This is a genomic window from Grimontia indica, from assembly GCF_000333895.2.
GTDB classification, from domain to species: Bacteria; Pseudomonadota; Gammaproteobacteria; order Enterobacterales; family Vibrionaceae; genus Enterovibrio; species Enterovibrio indicus.
On record NZ_ANFM02000022.1, the window covers coordinates 1 to 19,090 of the forward strand.

Annotated in this window: 15 protein-coding genes; 7 read left to right on the top strand and 8 right to left on the bottom strand. The window is 48.0% G+C overall.

Annotated features, from left to right (window positions below; genetic code table 11):
* Positions 1-165: 165 nt before the first annotated feature.
* Complete coding sequence (locus tag D515_RS13080; RefSeq protein WP_002539134.1) at positions 166-2,682, bottom strand: glycosyl hydrolase family 18 protein; 2,517 nt, start codon at positions 2,680-2,682, stop codon at positions 166-168.
* A gap of 789 nt (positions 2,683-3,471) precedes the next feature.
* On the opposite strand from D515_RS13080, the gene D515_RS26020 reads away from it, so the two are divergent.
* The 6 genes from D515_RS26020 (at position 3,472) to oppF (ending at position 9,816) form a co-directional block, all read left to right on the top strand.
* Positions 3,472-3,630, top strand: a complete 159-nt coding sequence (locus D515_RS26020) for a hypothetical protein (protein WP_002539135.1) — start codon at positions 3,472-3,474, stop codon at positions 3,628-3,630.
* A 654-nt stretch (positions 3,631-4,284) separates the two neighbouring features.
* The gene (locus D515_RS13085; protein WP_002539136.1) at positions 4,285-5,925 is read left to right on the top strand and encodes an ABC transporter substrate-binding protein; all 1,641 of its coding nucleotides are present in this window, start codon (positions 4,285-4,287) and stop codon (positions 5,923-5,925) included.
* 72 nt (positions 5,926-5,997) lie between these two features.
* Positions 5,998-6,921, top strand: a complete 924-nt coding sequence (gene oppB / locus D515_RS13090; RefSeq protein WP_002539138.1) for an oligopeptide ABC transporter permease OppB — start codon at positions 5,998-6,000, stop codon at positions 6,919-6,921.
* Positions 6,922-6,934: 13 nt separating this feature from the next.
* A complete protein-coding gene (oppC, locus tag D515_RS13095; protein WP_152442376.1) occupies positions 6,935-7,846 on the top strand; it encodes an oligopeptide ABC transporter permease OppC in 912 nt (303 codons plus the stop codon).
* Positions 7,847-7,855: 9 nt separating this feature from the next.
* Positions 7,856-8,821, top strand: a complete 966-nt coding sequence (gene oppD, locus D515_RS13100) for an ABC transporter ATP-binding protein (protein ID WP_002539140.1) — start codon at positions 7,856-7,858, stop codon at positions 8,819-8,821.
* Positions 8,821-9,816, top strand: coding sequence for a murein tripeptide/oligopeptide ABC transporter ATP binding protein OppF (gene oppF / locus D515_RS13105; protein ID WP_002539141.1), 996 nt, complete (start codon positions 8,821-8,823; stop codon positions 9,814-9,816). The genes oppD and oppF overlap by 1 nt, the downstream gene beginning before the upstream one ends.
* A 63-nt stretch (positions 9,817-9,879) precedes the next feature.
* Here oppF and D515_RS13110 read toward each other — a convergent pair whose 3' ends face one another.
* The 5 genes from D515_RS13110 to D515_RS13130 form a co-directional block, all read right to left on the bottom strand.
* Complete coding sequence (locus D515_RS13110; protein WP_002539142.1) at positions 9,880-11,013, bottom strand: ribosomal protein uL16 3-hydroxylase; 1,134 nt, start codon at positions 11,011-11,013, stop codon at positions 9,880-9,882.
* A gap of 117 nt (positions 11,014-11,130) precedes the next feature.
* Complete coding sequence (purB, locus tag D515_RS13115) at positions 11,131-12,501, bottom strand: adenylosuccinate lyase (protein ID WP_002539143.1); 1,371 nt, start codon at positions 12,499-12,501, stop codon at positions 11,131-11,133.
* A gap of 22 nt (positions 12,502-12,523) precedes the next feature.
* The gene (hflD, locus tag D515_RS13120) at positions 12,524-13,144 is read right to left on the bottom strand and encodes a high frequency lysogenization protein HflD (RefSeq protein WP_002539144.1); all 621 of its coding nucleotides are present in this window, start codon (positions 13,142-13,144) and stop codon (positions 12,524-12,526) included.
* 13 nt (positions 13,145-13,157) lie between these two features.
* Positions 13,158-14,270, bottom strand: coding sequence for a tRNA 2-thiouridine(34) synthase MnmA (gene mnmA / locus D515_RS13125; protein ID WP_002539146.1), 1,113 nt, complete (start codon positions 14,268-14,270; stop codon positions 13,158-13,160).
* 84 nt (positions 14,271-14,354) lie between these two features.
* Complete coding sequence (locus D515_RS13130) at positions 14,355-15,014, bottom strand: pseudouridine synthase (protein WP_002539147.1); 660 nt, start codon at positions 15,012-15,014, stop codon at positions 14,355-14,357.
* 244 nt (positions 15,015-15,258) lie between these two features.
* Between D515_RS13130 and icd the strand changes: the two genes are divergently transcribed.
* Positions 15,259-16,506, top strand: coding sequence for an NADP-dependent isocitrate dehydrogenase (gene icd / locus D515_RS13135; RefSeq protein ID WP_002539149.1), 1,248 nt, complete (start codon positions 15,259-15,261; stop codon positions 16,504-16,506).
* Positions 16,507-16,554: 48 nt separating this feature from the next.
* On the opposite strand, the gene D515_RS13140 is transcribed toward icd, so the two are convergent.
* Together D515_RS13140 and cspD are read right to left on the bottom strand one after the other, a co-directional pair.
* Positions 16,555-18,048, bottom strand: a complete 1,494-nt coding sequence (locus tag D515_RS13140; RefSeq protein ID WP_002539150.1) for a cytochrome-c peroxidase — start codon at positions 18,046-18,048, stop codon at positions 16,555-16,557.
* A gap of 323 nt (positions 18,049-18,371) precedes the next feature.
* Positions 18,372-18,593 (bottom strand): cold shock domain-containing protein CspD, encoded by a 222-nt coding sequence (gene cspD / locus D515_RS13145; protein ID WP_002539152.1) that lies wholly within the window; start codon positions 18,591-18,593, stop codon positions 18,372-18,374.
* Between the last annotated feature and the right edge of the window lie 497 nt (positions 18,594-19,090).

Below are 19,090 nucleotides of genomic sequence, written 5' to 3' on the forward strand. Positions count from 1 at the left end.
AAATTTGATTGTAGAATAACTACTTATCGAAATTTTCCGCCTTGCTCTCGAGCATTTTCCCTGCGCTATTTCTGATCTGTGATTGGTATTACTTTCAGGTTTCACCGAAATAAAGAAAGGGATGCAAATGCATCCCTTTTTCGTTCTAGTGGTTATAGGTTCAGATTACTGGCAGCTTGCCGCGCCCAGTTCTTTCCAAACACCCCATTGGCCAGTTGTGCCAGGTTCTTCGTTGGTGGTCCACCACTTGGCAGAGTACTCAACACCTTTATGAGTCACAACGTCACCTGAGTTGTAAACAGTACCTTCCGCCCAAGCGTTAGGACAAGTCACTACAGGCTCATCTTTCGCGACGACAACCGATACGGTTGCAGAGTCGGTCAGTTTGCCATCTGATACGGTCACTGAGAATGTCAGAGTTGTATCTACTGAGTAGCTACCCGCAGTGAAAGTCAGTGAAGCGCCGTTTTGTGTTGCAGTCACACCCGCTGGAACATCCCAGGTATAAGTCAGTGCATCATTGTTTGCATCGCTCGAACCGCTAGCATCCACCAGAACCACATCACCTGCATTCGCTGTAGCTGGTGCTGTCAGCACTGCTACTGGTGCTTCGTTGACTGGATCAACAACTTTTGCTTTAGCAGTCACCACAACGGTATCGGTTGCGGTTGCGCCTTCATTGTCTGTTACAGTCAGTGAGAACACGAACTGGGTATCAGTAGTCACGGCTGGGATATCCGCAGATGCGGTTGCAGTGCTTGCGCCAGTCAGTGTAACTGAAGGGCCTGAAGTTTGTTTCCAGCTGTACGAAACAACTTGTCCGTCAGTATCTTTCGACGCTGAGCCATCAAGCGCTACAGTACCCGCTGCGTTAACGGTAACATCGGCGCCAGCATTGGCGACAGGTGCTTTGTTAACAGGGTCAACAGGGCCACCTTTAAGTGACTCTTGCATTGCGTTCAGGATATCACCGTTGTCTGCATCGATTTCCCAAGCAAACAGACCCGCGAAGTTGTTTTGGCGGACGTAGGCACCTTTAGCCATCACAGAGCGCTTGTTGTCGTAAGTGACAAGATCACCGTTTGATGGATCCCAGGCCCAAGGTGCTTCAGCTTGTTCATCATAACCAAGAACAACACCAGCTTTGTTCTCGTAGTCAGTCACGATATCTTTGTAATCGATAACACCCGCTTCCCAAGAACCCGCAATTTTGCCGTTACCTACACCCGTCATTGGGTTAGTTGGATCTGACATGCTTGCTTCAGTTACACCTGTCCAGCCACGGCCGTACATCGCTGCACCAATAACCAATTTTTCAGGTGGAACGCCTTTTTCAAGCAGCAGATTTACGCCGTTTTTCGTAGTGTATGCAGGGCCTTTACGTGGTTTACCTTCTGCATCGACACCTTTACCTGCACACTCGTCAGCAGACATATGGCTGCCACAATCCAGTGCTGCCTGGTGACCTACAACATTGTTCCAACCACCGTAGTAGTCATAAGTCATGGCGAAGATGTAATCCATATAAGGAACAGCATCTACATAGTTAACATTGGCAATCTTGTCGTAGCCAACACCAACCGCTGAGGTCAGTTCGTACGTGCGGCCAGTTTCAGCAGAAAGCTCGTCCAGCATTGCACGTAGTTCTTGCATCAGTACCGCGTAAGTGTCGCCATCTTTCGCCGGGTCGCCTAGGTTCGGGTTAGCACCCAGACCGCCTGGGTATTCCCAGTCGATGTCTACGCCGTCATAGAATTTCCAAGTTTGCAGGAATTTCTTCACCGAAGCCACAAACTTGTCACGCTTAGCTTTATCGCCAAACTCGTAGAATGGGTCAGACAGTGTCCAGCCGCCGATAGAAGGCAGGATTTTCAGATCAGGGTAACGCTGTTTCAGCGCCATGATCTGGCCATAGGTGCCTTTGTAAGAAGAAGAGTAGCTCTGGCCTGATTGCGGGTGAGGCATTTGAACTGCCGCCCAAGGGTCGTGAATAACGACTTCGTAATCTGGTAAGCCAGCACATGCTCGGTTCAATGCAGCCAGCGGGCCATCATCAAGAGAAGGGTTGTTACCACAAATTGGCACGAAGCCATAAATGATGTGAGTCAGATTTTGCGCTGGAATTTTGTCTACTGGGAATTTGCGACCGTAAACGCCCCACTCAACAAAGTATGCACCAACAACAGTGTTTACTGGCGTGGTGTAGTTACCATTGTTAGGGTCAACGTTCATTGGCAGTGGATCAAGGTGGCTGCCATCTGTGTCTGCAACAACAATCTGTTTTGGTGCACTTTGGGTACAAGCTTGCGCAGCACCAGTACCGCTACACAGCTCTACTACCATGTCATATTTGCCGCCTTTAGCGACCTGTACAATGGCAGATTCTTTCTGGCTGGCAGATGGAGTGACTGACGCTTCATGAGCAACTTGGCCGTTAAGGAGTACTCGCCAAGTATCACCTGGTTCACCGGACCAGCGATCCCATGAAACCGGTACTTCTGCGTAAGGTTTTACAGTTACCAAGTCTTTATAAGCCGTCGCCGCATCACTGACTTCGATAATCGCAAAGTTTGTTTCACCCCAAGCAATAATGGGTGCGCCAGGTGCCGCCATGACTGGCGCGGCGGTAGCACTGGCGATAGAGGCTGCAAGTAGCCCCTTTAGAAAAGCCCGTTTGTTCATCTTAATATCCCTCGAAAATTTATTGCGAGAATTATCTATTCATCGCATCAATATGAGCCAATCTGCGCTGACTCTGTCCTGATACTTGGTAAGAAACGGATTTAAAGCAAAATCAGAGGGTAAGGAATTAGAGGTGTGGAAGATAAAAAAGTAATGAGCTCGTTACATTGCGGATTGTTTTTGAACAGGTCATCACAAAAATCGCTCACTTTATCGTCTTGGCGAATTAAGTTTGCAGGAAAAAAATAACCTCTCAGTAGAGAGGTTATTCATTTACATAATGAACTGTGTATCAACGGGTGCCTTTTGCTTTTTCTTCGTTTGCCTGCTTTTTGGCAGAAGGAATAAAGCCATGTCGGACGCGAGAGCACAGAGGTCTAGATTGGGAACCGGCAGGTCTCATTTTCGTGATCGTCTCTTTGTTTAATTGTTGATTAATTCTGGTTGTTGCACCTCAGTGCCGATAAAACAAACTTTCATTACATCGGTACAGAGACATAGTGCGCAATATTTAAGACTTTCACAATTCAATCTGTGTCACATCTCAAATTAGAACGAATAAATTCTAACCAGCATTTTTTTTATTACCGTACGTTATTAAAGCATCATAATTTGTAGTGTTTTTCAGTACCTACGTGCTCGCATTCTCATTGTTTCAAATGTGGAGCGGGCGAGTGAGTAGGTTTTGCTACACTTTTATGGCTAGACCAGAGCACATGTCGTGTTTCTGGACTCACAAATATGCACCGCAGTAAGTGTGTCATAGTGGAATCAATCAGGAGGATCACAATGGGACATAGACGTATCAGCAACAAAAAGATGAAGCAGATGCTGCAGGAAGTTCTACCGGATGATGTTGATCAGGGAAAAACTGGAACTCTCGTTGAAGGCAAAGAACAGAAAAGTGCTAATCAGGATCCTCTTCAAACACAAGATCAGCAAAAATAGCCAATTTCCCAACTCACAAGGTCAACAGACCTCAATAAGCCAGTTGATTCCAGCTGGCTTATTTATTCCCTTCGCGAATGTGCGACACATTCCTTGGCAACTTTGTCCAATATTTACCCAATAACAACTTATGTTATGCGGCGAAAATAGTTCAATAACTTTTTAAATCAACGAGTTGAAATTGTGGTTCTGTAAGTTGTTGATCTTTTTTGCTGAAGATTTCGTCGCTGAGAGGGTGTTTTTATTTAATTTTATTCAAGATGAGTGAATGTTTAAGCGCTTGATTGTTTTTTAAACAAGCCTTATTAACGATTTTTGTTGTAAAGGATACCGATAAAACCAGACTTTAATGCTTAAAAAATATGCTTTTTAGGCGATATCTACAATATTTCACTTTGATTGCATCTGAAGGTGAAGCATATGTTCAATGTAGTGCAATGAAATAGTGATAGATGCTGATAATGCTCGTTATGTTAGATATATGTGACTTTTTTTGTCGTTTTTGTGGCAAATTGCTTTGATGCTTGGTAATGTTCCAAACAATTCTCCGTAAAGAACCTATATTTTGTGGCGGTAAGCAGCTTAATTCGCTTCCCGTTTTATGGTCGCGGAGAGTGTCATGGATGCAACTGAAGGATAAATTGGAGTATCTGCATGTATAAGAACAAAATCACTCAGGCGCTGTTGCTTAGCGCTGGTATGGCAGTAGCCGCCACCTCTTTCACTGCGACTGCAGCTGACGTACCTGCCGGTGTGAAACTGTCACCTAAGCAAGAGCTCGTTCGTGGTAACGGTACCGAAGTGGCGTCTCTTGACCCACATAAAGTAGAAGGTGTGCCTGAGTCTCATGTATTGCGTGACCTGATGGAAGGTCTGGTCATTCAGGATGCCGTTGGTAACACAATTCCAGGTGTTGCTGAGTCATGGAGCACTGAAGATAACAAGACGTTCACTTTCAAAATCCGTAAAGATGCGAAGTGGTCTAACGGTGACCCAATTACAGCGCATGATTTCGAATACAGCTTTAAGCGTGTCGTTGATCCAAACACCGCGTCTCCTTACGCTTGGTACATCGAAAAAACCCAGATGAAAGGCGCGAAAGACATTATCGCCGGGAAAAAATCGATTGAAGAGCTGGGTGTTAAAGCGATTGATGATCAAACCCTGGTTGTCGAAACTGACGTTCCTTTGCCTTACTTCGTTAAGATGATGGCTCACACCACCATGTACCCAGTTCACAAGGGCACGGTTGAGAAACACGGTGATTCTTGGACTAAGCCTGGTAACTTCGTGGGTAACGGTGCATTTGTTCTGTCTGATTGGGTGGTGAACGAGAAGATCGTTCTTGAGCGCAACGAAAACTACTGGGACAACAAAGACACTGTTCTTGATCAGGTAACTTTCCTGCCAATCGAAAACCAGAATGCGGAAATGAACCGCTTCCTGTCTGGCGAAATCGATATCACATATGAAGTGCCTAACGAGCAGTTCCGCCGCCTGGCTAAGCAATACCCAGACAATGTCGTCGTTTCTCCAAGCCTGTGTACTTACTACTACGGCTTCAATACCCAGAAACCACCTTTTGATGATGTACGTGTTCGTAAGGCACTGTCTTACACTATCGACCGTGACATCATCACTAAAGCGATTCTTGGCCAAGGCCAGAAACCTGCTTACGCTTTGACTCACAGCGGTATCACTGGTTTTGCTCCAGAAGCACCTGAGTACGCGAAGATGACGCAGAAAGAGCGCATCGCTGAGGCTCAGAAGCTGCTGGCAGATGCAGGCTTCGGTTCTGGTAACCCGCTGGATTTCACACTGCTTTATAACACCAGTGAAAACCACAAGAAGATTGCAGTAGCGATTCAGTCTATGTGGAAAAAATCTCTGGGTAATTTCGTTAACGTAACGCTTGAAAACCAAGAGTGGAAAACGTACCTGGATAGCAGCAAGCAAGGCAACTTTGATGTTCGTCGTGCAGGCTGGTGTGCGGATTACAACGAAGCGTCTACTTTCTTGGTTATCGCGATGACCGAGAACGGTTCAAATGACCAGAAATATTCAAGTGAAGTGTTTGATAAAGCGATGAGCGATGCTATCCGCGTAGCGAAAGATGAAGCTGAGCGTAATGGATACTACGCGATTGCTGAAGCGCAGCTGGCTCAAGATATGCCTATCGCACCTATCTACCAATACGTACAACCTCGCTTGGTTGGAACGCACGTAGGTGGCTACCCAGACCAGAACCCGCAAGACAATATCTACTCGAAAGATATGTTCATCATCGCAGAATAATAATAGCGCCACTCCATGCGTCTGTGGCCAAGCTACAGACGCATGTTTTTTCGAACATAAGTAGGATGCTTTATGTTTAGATTGATTTTGACTCGTACACTGGAAGCGATACCAACTCTCTTGGTATTGATTACGATTTCCTTCTTTTTAATGCGTTTCGCGCCCGGAAATCCCTTTTCTTCGGAAAAAACATTGCCGCAAGAGGTAATGCAAAACATTAATGCCAAATACGGACTGGATAAGCCGTTGTTTGAGCAATACACCACCTATCTTGGCAACGTGGTACTGCGTGGTGACTTTGGTCCTTCTTTTAAATACAAAGACTATACCGTCAACGAACTGATCGCCTCTGCTCTGCCTGTTTCTGCAAAAGTAGGTTTTTATGCATTTATCGTGACCGTCATCATCGGGGTCACTGTCGGTACCATCGCCGCCTTGCGGCAAAACAGTTGGGTGGACTACCTCATCATGTCCACGTCGATGTTTGGGGTTGTGTTGCCGTCTTTCGTTCTTGCCCCAGTATTGATCTATATCTTTTCCATCGGCCTGGGTTGGCTCCCTGCTGGTGGTTGGAATGGCGGTGCCATCCAGTACATGATTCTGCCGATTGTTGCCATGTCGTTCCTGTATATCGCAACGTTTGCCCGTATTACACGTGGCAGCATGATTGAAACCTTGAACAGCAACTTCATCCGAACCGCGAAAGCGAAAGGCCTGAGCATGAGATACATCGTTATCAAGCACGCTCTGCGTCCAGCGCTCCTGCCGGTGGTCTCTTACATGGGGCCAGCGTTCGTGGGCATCATCACTGGCTCGGTGGTTATCGAAACCATCTTTGGTTTGCCAGGGATCGGAAAACTGTTCGTTAACGCAGCGTTCAACCGTGATTACTCGCTGGTTTTGGGTGTCACTATCCTGATTGGTGCGCTGTTTATTATCTTCAACGCTATCGTCGATATTCTTCTGGCGTGGCTGGATCCGAAGATTCGTTATTGAGGTTTGAATCATGATTTTAAAAAGAGAAGAAAATAACGAAGCTATCGAAAATTTCTCGGCGAAGCTGGAAGTAGAAGGTCGAAGCCTTTGGCAAGATGCGCGTATCCGATTCATGCGCAACAAAGCGGCAATGACCAGTCTGTTCATCCTTATGTGTATCACGGCATGGGTCCTGATTGGCCCAATGTTTGCGACATATACTTTCGACGATACCGATTGGTATGCGATGCATGCAGCACCGTCTTTCGGCGAAGAAGGCCATGTTTTTGGCACTGATGCGCTGGGTCGTGACATCTATGTCCGTACGCTGGTTGGTGGCCAAATCTCATTGATGGTTGGCCTGATGGGGGCCTTGGTAGCAGTTGTTATCGGTACTATCTATGGTGCTACTTCAGGCTACATTGGTGGTCGTACTGACCGCGTGATGATGCGTATTCTGGAAATTCTGAATGCGATTCCGTTCATGTTCCTGGTTATCGTATTGGTGACCTTCTTTGGCCGTAACATCTTCCTGATTTTTGTGGCTATCGGTGCCATTGCCTGGCTGGATATGGCACGTATCGTACGCGGCCAGACACTCAGCTTGCGTAACAAGGAATTCATTGAAGCGGCCCACGTATGTGGTGTTAGCACCAAGAATATTATCCTCCGTCATATCGTACCGAACGTGCTGGGTATCGTAGCGGTTTACTCAACCCTGCTTATCCCAACTATGATTCTGATTGAGTCATTCCTGAGCTTCCTTGGCCTAGGTGTTCAAGAGCCAATGACAAGCTGGGGCGCGCTGCTGCAGGAAGGTTCCCAAACCATGGAACTGGCAATCTGGCAGTTGGCTTTCCCAACGCTGTTTATGGTCACCACACTGCTTTGCTTTAACTATGTGGGTGATGGTTTGCGTGACGCGCTGGATCCGAAGGATCGATAAGGAGGAAGTATGAGCCTGTTAGATGTAAAAGATCTGCGCGTAGAGTTTAAAACCCAGGATGGGTCTGTCACCGCAGTTAACGACCTGAACTTCTCACTCGACCGTGGCGAAACGCTGGGTATCGTAGGTGAGTCGGGTTCAGGTAAAAGCCAGACCGTGTTCTCTATCATGGGTTTGCTGGCGAAAAACGGCGTTGTTTCCGGCAGCGCAAAGTTTGAAGGCAACGAGATCCTGAACCTTCCTGAGAAGGAACTGAACAAAATCCGCGCGGAACAAATCGCGATGATTTTCCAGGATCCAATGACTTCGTTGAACCCGTTTATGAAAGTCAGCGACCAGCTGATGGAAGTTCTCATGCTCCATAAAGGTATGGGGAAAGCGGAAGCATTCGAAGAGTCTGTTCGTATGTTGGAAGCGGTAAAAATTCCTGAAGCGCGTAAGCGTATCACCATGTACCCGCATGAATTCTCTGGCGGTATGCGCCAGCGTGTGATGATTGCGATGGCGCTACTGTGCCGACCAAAGCTGCTGATTGCTGATGAACCAACCACTGCCCTTGATGTGACCGTACAGGCGCAGATCATGGAGCTGTTGAATGAGCTGAAATCAGAATTCAATACTGCCATCATCATGATCACCCACGATCTGGGTGTAGTCGCCGGCTCTTGTGACAAAGTGCTGGTCATGTACGCGGGCCGAACCATGGAATACGGTAAGGTCGATGAAATATTCTACAAGCCAAGCCACCCATACACAGAAGGGCTATTGAAGGCGATTCCACGGTTGGATACGGAAGGTGAAATTCTACCGACTATTCCGGGCAACCCGCCAAACCTTCTGAAACTGCCACCGGGCTGTCCATATCAGGACCGCTGCCATCGCGTTGGTGACCGTTGTAAGAGCGAGTCGCCTATCCTGACGCCTTTTGCTGATGGACGTCTGCGCGCATGTTTTTCTGATCAGGAGGCTTGGTAATGGGTGCAATGGATAAAAAACTGCTATTGGATATTGAAGACCTGAAAGTGCACTTCAATATTGCGTCCAAGTCAGTATGGCCTTGGGCAAAGCCAACGGCATTGAAGGCCGTTGATGGCGTAGACATCAAGTTATATGAGGGTGAAACCTTAGGTGTCGTGGGCGAGTCTGGCTGTGGTAAATCCACCTTTGCCCGCGCTGTGATTGGCTTGGTGCAGGCGACGGAAGGTCAGGTTGTCTGGTTGGGTCAGGATCTGACCAAGCTGGAAGGTAACGATCTGCGTGAAAAGCGCAAAGAAATCCAGATGATTTTCCAGGATCCACTGGCATCTCTGAACCCACGTATGACTGTGGGTGACATCATCGCTGAGCCGCTGAAAACCTTCTATCCAGAACTGTCTAAGGACGAAGTGAAACAGCAGGTACAGGCAATGATGACCCGTGTTGGTCTGCTGCCGAACGTGATTAACCGTTACCCGCACGAGTTCTCGGGCGGCCAGTGTCAGCGTATTGGTATTGCCCGTGCGCTTATCCTGAAACCTAAGCTGGTGATCTGTGATGAGCCGGTTTCTGCATTGGACGTGTCGATTCAGGCGCAGGTGGTGAACCTGTTGAAAGAGCTGCAAAAAGAAATGGGCCTGAGCCTGATCTTTATCGCGCACGATCTTTCAGTAGTGAAGCACATTTCTGATCGCGTTCTGGTGATGTATCTGGGTAACGCAGTGGAACTCGCGGAAGGCAAAGAGCTTTTCGACAACCCGCAACACCCGTATACCAAAGCCCTGATGTCTGCGGTTCCGGTACCGGATCCTGTGAAAGAGCGGAACAAAGAAATTCAACTGTTGGAAGGTGAGCTTCCTTCGCCGATGAACCCGCCTTCGGGTTGTGTATTCCGTACCCGTTGCCCCCAAGCGACAGACGCGTGTGCACAGACGAAACCAAGGCTGGCAGGGCCGGACCACCATTCCGTGTCCTGTCTGCAGGTTCATCTTTAACAGATACCTGATATGAAAAAGCCTTCCAAACGGAAGGCTTTTTTATTTCTATATTTCGGCGTATTAGGCTTGCGGGTACCACAATCCTTGATTGCAGAAATCAAGCAACAGTGCCAAAAGGGCAGGGTTGTTAGCGATTGCACCCAAATCTTCGCCCGAGAAGTATTCCATATCACAGAAGACCTTCGCCGCCGCTTCACAACCTTCTGGCAGTTCAATGGTTTCGCCGTTGATGAAAACCAGTGAAGGGTTGTCTTCGTGGTAAAGCGCTTTAAGACCAGACACTTTTTCCAGATATAAACCGTCTTCCATAAACTGCTGAAGCTCATCAGATTGCCATGGTGGATCCGCTGGCATGATGTCTAGCTCGTGGCGAGACTGGCTGAGTTGCTCACCCATCCATCGCGCTTTAGCGTCTTCATCGTTGATCAGCTTCATCAGCATGTCGTTCAGCGCATTGTATTCTGCTGTTGGGATCATGCCGTGCTCATCACGGGTTTGGATATTTGGATCGTAGAAGTGCTTGTCACCCAATTCATTGGTCAGCACAAAATCTGCAAAGCCGTTAAGAAGCTCTTGTTTCTTCGGCGAGCGATAACCAACTGAATAGCTGAGTGACACTTCAATAGTATTGCCTTCGTGCGGGAAGCCCGGTGGAATATACAGGATGTCACCTGGCTCAAGGATCTCGTCGATAATCGGGTCGAAGCCTTCAATCTGGCGGAGGCCAGTATGGTGATTGGCATCTTTGTATTCGCCTTTATCACCGACACGCCAGCGACGCTTACCCATGCCCTGGCAGATAAACACGTCATATTGGTCAATGTGCGGACCCACGCCGCCTTCCGGCATAGACAGACAAACCATCACATCATCGAACAGCCAGTTCGGCAGACCGCGGAAAGGCTCTGACAACGCACGCGGCCCTGGGTGCCAATGGTTGGCTGCCTGCACGATCAGCTGGGAATGCGTGTCTGGGAAGCTTTCAAAGCTCTCAAATGGCCCATGTTGAACTTCCCAGTTACCATCCAGATTGGATACAAAGCGGGAATCGATTTCTTCTTCCATCGCCAGACCCGCTACTTCATCCGGGCTGATAGGATCTTCAAAATCGATGAAACCGTTTTTAATCACAACAGGCTCTTTATGCCAGAAGCGGGTAAGGAAATCGTTCAGATCAAAATTTAACTGATACATAGTGGGATTGCTGTTTCTTGGGATTGGGGGCAATTATATACCCTTGGGTGTAGGAAGACAGACAAAATAAAAAGCCCGAATACTGGCGTATTCGGGCTTTCAGACTGAAGCGCTAAATTACAGCGCGTCAGTCAGCTTGATTGCATCACCGATGTAGTTTGCTGGGGTCATCTCTTTCAGACGCGCTTTTTCATGCTCTGGCAGATCCAGGCCATCGATGAATGCACGCATACCTTCACCGTCTACGCGCTTACCACGAGTCAGTTCTTTCAACTTCTCGTAAGGCTTCTCGATGCCGTAGCGACGCATCACGGTTTGTACAGGCTCTGCCAGTACTTCCCAGTTCTTGTCCAGCTCAGCTTCAAGTGCTTCACGGTTCACTTCCAGCTTGCTTATACCTTTCAGGGTAGAGGTGTAAGCGATGATCGCATAGCCTACGCCCACGCCCAAGTTACGCAGTACGGTTGAATCCGTCAGGTCACGCTGCCAGCGAGAGATTGGCAGTTTCTGTGCCAAGTGGCCGAATACTGCGTTCGCCAGGCCCAAGTTACCTTCTGAGTTTTCGAAGTCGATTGGGTTGACTTTGTGCGGCATGGTTGAAGAGCCGATTTCACCTGCAATAGTCTTCTGCTTGAAGTGACCCAGTGCGATGTAGCCCCATACGTCGCGGTCGAAGTCGATCAGAATGGTGTTGAAGCGAGCAATCGCATCGAACAGCTCAGCGATGTAATCGTGCGGTTCGATTTGCGTGGTGTACGGGTTCCAAGTGACGCCCAGAGATTCAGTGATGAACTCTTCGCTAAACTGGTGCCAGTCAACTTCTGGGTATGCAGACAGGTGCGCGTTGTAGTTACCTACGGCACCGTTGATTTTGCCCAGAATCTCAACACTTTCGATTTGCTTGTATTGACGTTCCATACGGTACGCCACGTTTGCCATTTCTTTACCCATAGTTGATGGAGAAGCTGGCTGGCCGTGGGTACGTGACAGAAGAGGAACATCGCGGTATTCAACAGCCAGTGCTTTAATCGCGTCAATCACGTTGCGGATTTCTGGCAGGATCACTTGCTCACGTGCTTCTTTCAGCATCAGGGCGTGAGAGGTGTTGTTAATGTCTTCTGAAGTACATGCAAAGTGAATGAACTCGTTAATCGCGTTCAATTCTGCATTATCGGCAACTTTTTCTTTCAGGAAATACTCAACCGCTTTTACGTCGTGGTTGGTGGTACGCTCAATCTCTTTGATGCGCTGTGCATCTTCTTCACTGAATTCTGCAGCGATTTTGTCGAGTAGTGCGTTTGCGTCTGCGCTGAATGCCGGTACTTCCTTGATGGCATCTGTTGCAGCCAGCTTCTGGAGCCAACGGGCTTCTACGATAGTACGGTACTTCAGCAGACCAAACTCACTGAAGATAGAACGTAACGCAATCGTTTTCGTCCCGTAGCGGCCATCAACCGGTGAAACAGCTGTCAATGCTGACAGTTCCATGGGCTTTCTCCTGAATTAAATATTACGAATTTCTGGCTAGGATGATTTTGGCTTGCTCGATCATTTGCTTACGGCCAAAGATGAGATGGCGACGTTTGCCACCTACCTGACGCCAAAGCACTGCGCCACGGATACCTGCAAGCAACAGCGCGCGTACTTTGTGCTGTACACCGGTTTGTTGCAGTTGGGCAGGGTTACCGGTTACCTGAATACGTGGGCCCAGCGGGCTGATGGTGTCGAGGTAAATACTGGCAAGGTTGCTGATCATTTGATCATCGAGCAGTTCAAAGTGTTGGACCTGACGCTGGACGGTTTCGATGCGATCCGAAAGTTGCGCAAGGCTGTCACGGCGACCGGACAGCTTGCGTTCCAACGCGAGGAGATTGATCAGATAACGGGTAAGCTCACTGCCACCTGGACTGTTATCTAATTCATTAATCAGTGTGTTCAAACCAATGGTGAGGTTTTCTTCATTGCCGAAAACCTCCAAAGTTGAAGACGGATTCGTGAGGATAATACTGTTCAAGCTGGCACTTAGAGCGTCGTAATCACAACTTCCCTTGCGTGCTATCTCCTGAACCAGTTTGACGGATTGACAGATACCTGCGAACGCGATGGTACGATCAAACAAAGTATTAGCCACAGATGAGTGCTCCTTAAATACGCTGTTCGATGATGCCGCCACCCAGGCAAACATCACCGCTATAGAATACCGCTGATTGACCAGGAGTCACCGCTGATTGCGGTTCATCAAAAATCACTTTGATCTGGTCACCATCAATGGGTTCGATGGTACATGATATGTCTTGCTGGCGGTATCGCGTTTTTACGGTGCACTTCAATGGTTCGGTAATCGTATCACGATCTACCCAGTGTAGTTGGCCTGCCACCAAGCCTTTTGAGAATAGGCGAGGGTGGTCGTGACCTTGAGCAACAATAAGTACGTTGCGTTCAACGTCTTTATCAACCACATACCAAGGCGCTTCGTTGCCGTTGCCACCTTTTTGGCCACCGATGTGAAGACCTTTGCGTTGACCCAAAGTGTGGTACATCAGGCCCTGGTGTTCACCAATCTCGTCGCCATCAACGGTTTCAATGATGCCTGGCTGCGCTGGCAGGTACTTCGACAGAAAGTCTGTGAACTTGCGCTCACCGATAAAGCAAATGCCAGTGGAATCCTTTTTCTTCGCGGTGATCAGATCTTGCTCTTCGGCAATGCGGCGAACTTCAGGCTTTTCCAAATCGCCAACCGGGAACAAGCTGCGCGCGACCTGATCGTGGCTCAGTGTGTATAGGAAGTAGCTTTGGTCTTTGTTGCTATCAAGACCACGAAGCATTTGTGCTTTTTCGCCTTCCTGAGTCGGGAAAGTGCGGCGCACGTAGTGACCCATCGCAATGTAGTCGGCTTCCAGCACTTCATCGGCGAACTCGAGGAAGGCTTTGAATTTAATTTCTTTGTTGCACAGGATATCCGGGTTCGGTGTGCGACCTGCTTTGTATTCGGTCAGGAAGTGCTCGAACACGTTGTCCCAGTACTCTGCGGCGAAGTTGATGGTGTGCAGGGTAATCCCCAGCTTGTCACACACGGCCTGTGCATCGGCCAGATCTTCCGCTGCCGAACAGTACTCGTCGTTATCATCTTCTTCCCAGTTTTTCATGAAAAGGCCTTCTACCTGATAGCCTTGTTGCTTCAGTAGGTAGGCGGACACTGAGGAGTCGACGCCGCCGGACATACCGACAATAACTTTTTTGCTGCTGTTATCTGACATGACGAAATTTCTAGCTCCAATAAAATCGGGGGCAGAGTTTAACAGAAACCTTTACGCGGTTACAGATGAGATGTGAGTCACAATTTAATTGCGTGCTGGTGGTGGCACTTCACGCCATTCACCGGGTTGCAAGTCATCGACGGTCCAGTTGCCCATTTTGTATCTCACCAGACGTAAGGTGGGGTGACCCACTGCAGCGGTCATTCGGCGAACCTGTCTGTTTCGGCCTTCTGTCAGCGTGATGGCTAGCCAGGTTGTCGGCACGGAAGGACGATGGCGAATAGGTGGATTGCGATCCCAAATAGCGGGTTCAGCCATGACTTCCACGCCAGCAGGGAGTGTCCAGCCGTCGTTAAGCTCCACACCATCACGAAGAGTCTTCAGCGATTCTTCGGAAGGCTCACCTTCTACCTGTACCCAGTAAGTTTTGGCGGACTTGGATTGTGGCTGGGTCAGGCGTGCCTGCAAAATGCCGTCGTTGGTTAACACCAACAAGCCTTCGCTATCTTTATCGAGGCGTCCAGCAGGATAAACGTCCTTCACTGGAATGAAGTCGGCCAAGGTCGAATCCCCCGGCTCGCCCGTGAACTGTGTCAGGGTGTTGAAAGGTTTATTGAATAGAATAACTTTCGTCGGCCCTTTCGGACGCGATGGTTTATCAGTGCGTCGGCGTGAAGTGCGTCGGAAATTCGGCTTTGAAGACGGCGGTTTAGTGCCTCTTTTAGGTGTGGTTTTAAACGTCATTAAGTCGTGTCAATCAGGTCTGGTAACAAATGAGACCTTGGTATTATACATGGAATTATGTGATTGGCGTGTTGCGGGAATTACAGTATTCTTTTGCCCGCATGTTATGCCCGTTGACCTTGGGTATGTACCAGACAGAACAATTAACTGACGTGCTACAAGGACTTAAAAGTGCGTCGAAGTGCGACAGAAAATTGTTCTGTTTGGTGAGCGCAAAATAACAAATGGACGCTAGGAGAATTAAATGGAAAGTAAAGTAGTCGTGCCAGCTGGTGAGAAAATTGCGGTAGAAAACGGCAAGCTGGTCGTTCCTAACAACCCAGTTATCCCTTACATCGAAGGTGATGGTATTGGTGTTGACGTTAGTCCTGCAATGCTCAAAGTTGTAGATGCGGCAGTAGAAAAAGCTTATGGCGGTGACCGTAAGATCTCCTGGATGGAAATCTACACTGGTGAGAAGTCGACTCAAGTCTACGGTGAAGACCAATGGCTGCCGACTGAAACACTGGATTTTATTCGTGAATACAAAGTTGCTATTAAAGGCCCTCTGACTACCCCTGTTGGCGGTGGTATCCGTTCTTTGAACGTTGCACTGCGTCAGGAACTGGATCTGTACATCTGTGCACGTCCAGTACGTTACTTCGATGGCGTGCCAAGCCCTCTGAAACAACCAGAACTGACTGACATGGTTATTTACCGCGAAAACTCGGAAGATATCTATGCGGGTGTTGAGTTTAAAGCTGGCACTGCAGAAGCAGACAAAGTCATCAAATTCCTTAAAGAAGAAATGGGTGCAACGAAAATCCGTTTCGACGAGGAGTGTGGTATTGGTATCAAGCCAGTATCTGAAGAAGGTACTAAGCGTCTGGTTCGTGCTGCTATCCAGTACACTATCGACAACGAGCGTGACTCGATGACTCTGGTGCACAAAGGTAACATCATGAAGTTTACCGAAGGTGCGTTTAAAGACTGGGGTTACGAAGTAGCGAAAGAAGAATTCGGTGCTGAGCTGCTGGACGGTGGTCCATGGATGACTCTGAAAAACCCTAACACGGGCAAAGAGATCATTATCAAAGACGTTATCGCGGACGCATTCCTGCAGCAAATCCTGCTGCGCCCAGCGGAGTACGATGTGATTGCAACCATGAACCTGAACGGTGACTACGTATCAGATGCGCTTGCTGCGCAAGTTGGTGGTATTGGTATTGCCCCTGGTGCAAACATCGGCGACGGCATCGCACTGTTCGAAGCAACTCACGGTACAGCACCTAAGTACGCGGGTCAGGACAAAGTGAACCCAGGTTCTCTGATCCTGTCTGCAGAAATGATGCTGCGTCACATGGGTTGGACTGAAGCCGCTGACCTGATCATCAGCTCAATGGAAAAAGCGATCAGCAACAAGACTGTGACCTATGACTTTGAGCGTCTGATGGACGGCGCAACCCTGCGTAAGTGTTCTGAGTTCGCACAAGACATGATCGACCAAATGTAATTTGGCTCTCGATTGATTGAAAACCCGGCTTATGCCGGGTTTTTTATTTTAAAGCGGGTTTAAATTGCTATCGACAGCGTGGACACGCAAGCCATCGGGGTCAATGTCGTCATCAACCAGCCAGGGCTCTAAGCATTCACGGTTTTGAGTGCAGGGGTCAGTGAGCGCTCGCAGGAAGGATGCTAAGTCGTTAATGTCGGTCGAACCGTAGAAATAAGGTGATTTGAGTTTACTCAGGCCCATCGCCTGTTGGAAGAACATGGTCCAAAGTGCTTCATAGGTATTTGCTCTACGATCTGCCTGCTGAATATTGGGCTGTGGGCCATCGTAGGTGTACAGTACGCCAGAATAAAATGGATCCATGTGATGCCGGATGACTCCCTCCAGCGTATTGAAAGCGCCGCTGTGGCCGTAAGGCGAAGTCATTTCTACATTCAGTAATGATGGCGTCCTGAAGGCATAAGCATCGCGGAAGAGTAAAGTTTCCCTATATCTGCCAAAATCATGGGTACCCGTTTCTCCATCGCCTTTTCCACGGCCAATTTGTGGCATGGCGATATTGTGGAATCCTTCGTCTGTCATTAAATCGCCTTGGTGGCATGACTGGCAATCGAACCCACCTTCAAAGCGGTCAGCGAAGAACTTTAATGCCCCTCGTTTTTCTTGTAGGGATAAGGCGGTCTTGTCGCCTTTGATATATTGATACCATCTATTGTCGACAAAAGACTGGGAGCGCATGTATTCGCCCAGAACTTCGCGAATAATTGCGCTGTTTATTACCTCTTCTAAAGGCGCATCCTGTTTGTTAAAAGTCTGCCGGAATAAGGTTGGCCATTGATTGATACTTAGTGGCTCAAGCTCTCCACGTAGTCTGGCAGCAATTAAGTCGCGGATTTCTTGATTGCTCTTGTCCTGTGCGAATGAAAACCCCCTCATTTCTTCTTGTGGTGTGATTGGAAAACCTGCTTGCGCATGGGAAAGATTGGCACCTGCATCACTGTCAGGATTACCTATTCCCGAGTCAGGCGTGCTGATAGGGCCAATCGCCCCATGCTGAAACGGCACAGGGAGAAGTGCTTCAACTCGCCCGTCATGAAATAGGTGGCGGTCCCAGAATCCCAGATTGAAAGAGGTGGGCACATTACGCGGCATAGTAGGTCCACCATCATAGTTCACAGCCGTTGAGCGATGCTGTCGACCTGGCCCCAGTAAGTCTGGGTTGACTGAGTCTACACCTATAGCTATCGATAAGGCATCTGCACCCCCGAGCGTGGGATGATGACAGCTGACACAAGCTGTATCGAAGTTGCCGCTTTGGATTTTGCTAAAGAACAGCAGTTTCCCGAGCTGCGCTTTTGGTGTGTTAATTGAAGGGGTGGTGCGATGCTTACTAGGATCGCCAGTCAGTGAGTATTGGGCGATCTTATTCGTCAGGGCATTGTCTACCCATTGCTCGCTCTGAAAGTCGATAAAGGAAGCATGGGTGATGGATGAAAAGAGTAAGATCAGGGTTAGTACAGTTGAATAGATTTTTGTCTTCATAGGTCCTCCAACAAACATCATGTTGTGCTCTTACGGCACTAGAATGACGCTATCTCAATGTACTCGTATATCTGCACAGCAATGAGTTCCACAGTTGGGAATAGTTTTAATTTTTCAGGGATTTAACAGTCATGTTATCGACTCTGAGGCATGAGGGCAGTCGAACGGATGAAACCGGGTAGCGAAAGAGCTGGAGTATTGTAATAAAGGGGAGTGGGTGAGGGTTTCAAGGGTATGATCAGCGCAAATAAAAAAGAGCGAACGTAACGTTCGCTCTTTCAATTCTCGACCTTCCGGCAGCGAAAAAGTTTATAGCAACACTATTATTTTAAAGCTTCGTTCTCGACAGGAACGATTTGGCTGGCGTGGTAACCTTTCGGACCTTCCTGTACCTCGTAGTTCACAGTCTGACCCGCTTTTAGCGTGCGGTAGCCGTCCATTTGTATTGTGGAGTAGTGCGCGAAAATATCGCCATCACCTTCGTCAGGGCAAATGAACCCAAACCCTTTAGCGTTGTTAAACCATTTAACTGTACCAGTTGCCATGCGAAACATCCCTCTTGCATTCAAATTGCATAACTATGAGTAAAACCAACCAGTGCAATCACGTTACTCAGAAGTAATTGATGCAGTATGTTTTTACTTCAATTCCCACTCTAGTAGAAAGATTTAGACAGTCAAGCCTGCTTGCCCCCATATAACAACATTTTAATAAAAATGGCTATTGTTCTGACAGAAGGATGATGGGGGTATCATTTTTGTAAACTGAGTTGCATTAATGAAACGAAAGTTTATTCATTAAGAGGTTGATTGGTGGGCTTAATTTACAACTCCATCAACGAGAACCCTTATTGTGGCTCAACGGGGTGGTCATACCAACAGGAATATTGTGAGTAAAACTAGGGTGTTGCCAGTAGTATCACCCCTTGCGAATTAATATGTTAATACACCTATTATTCGATATTTCCAAACGCAATATGAAATCCTGAAATATTCATCTAGCAAATTAAGTTTTGATACTTCGAGACACCTTGATAAAAATG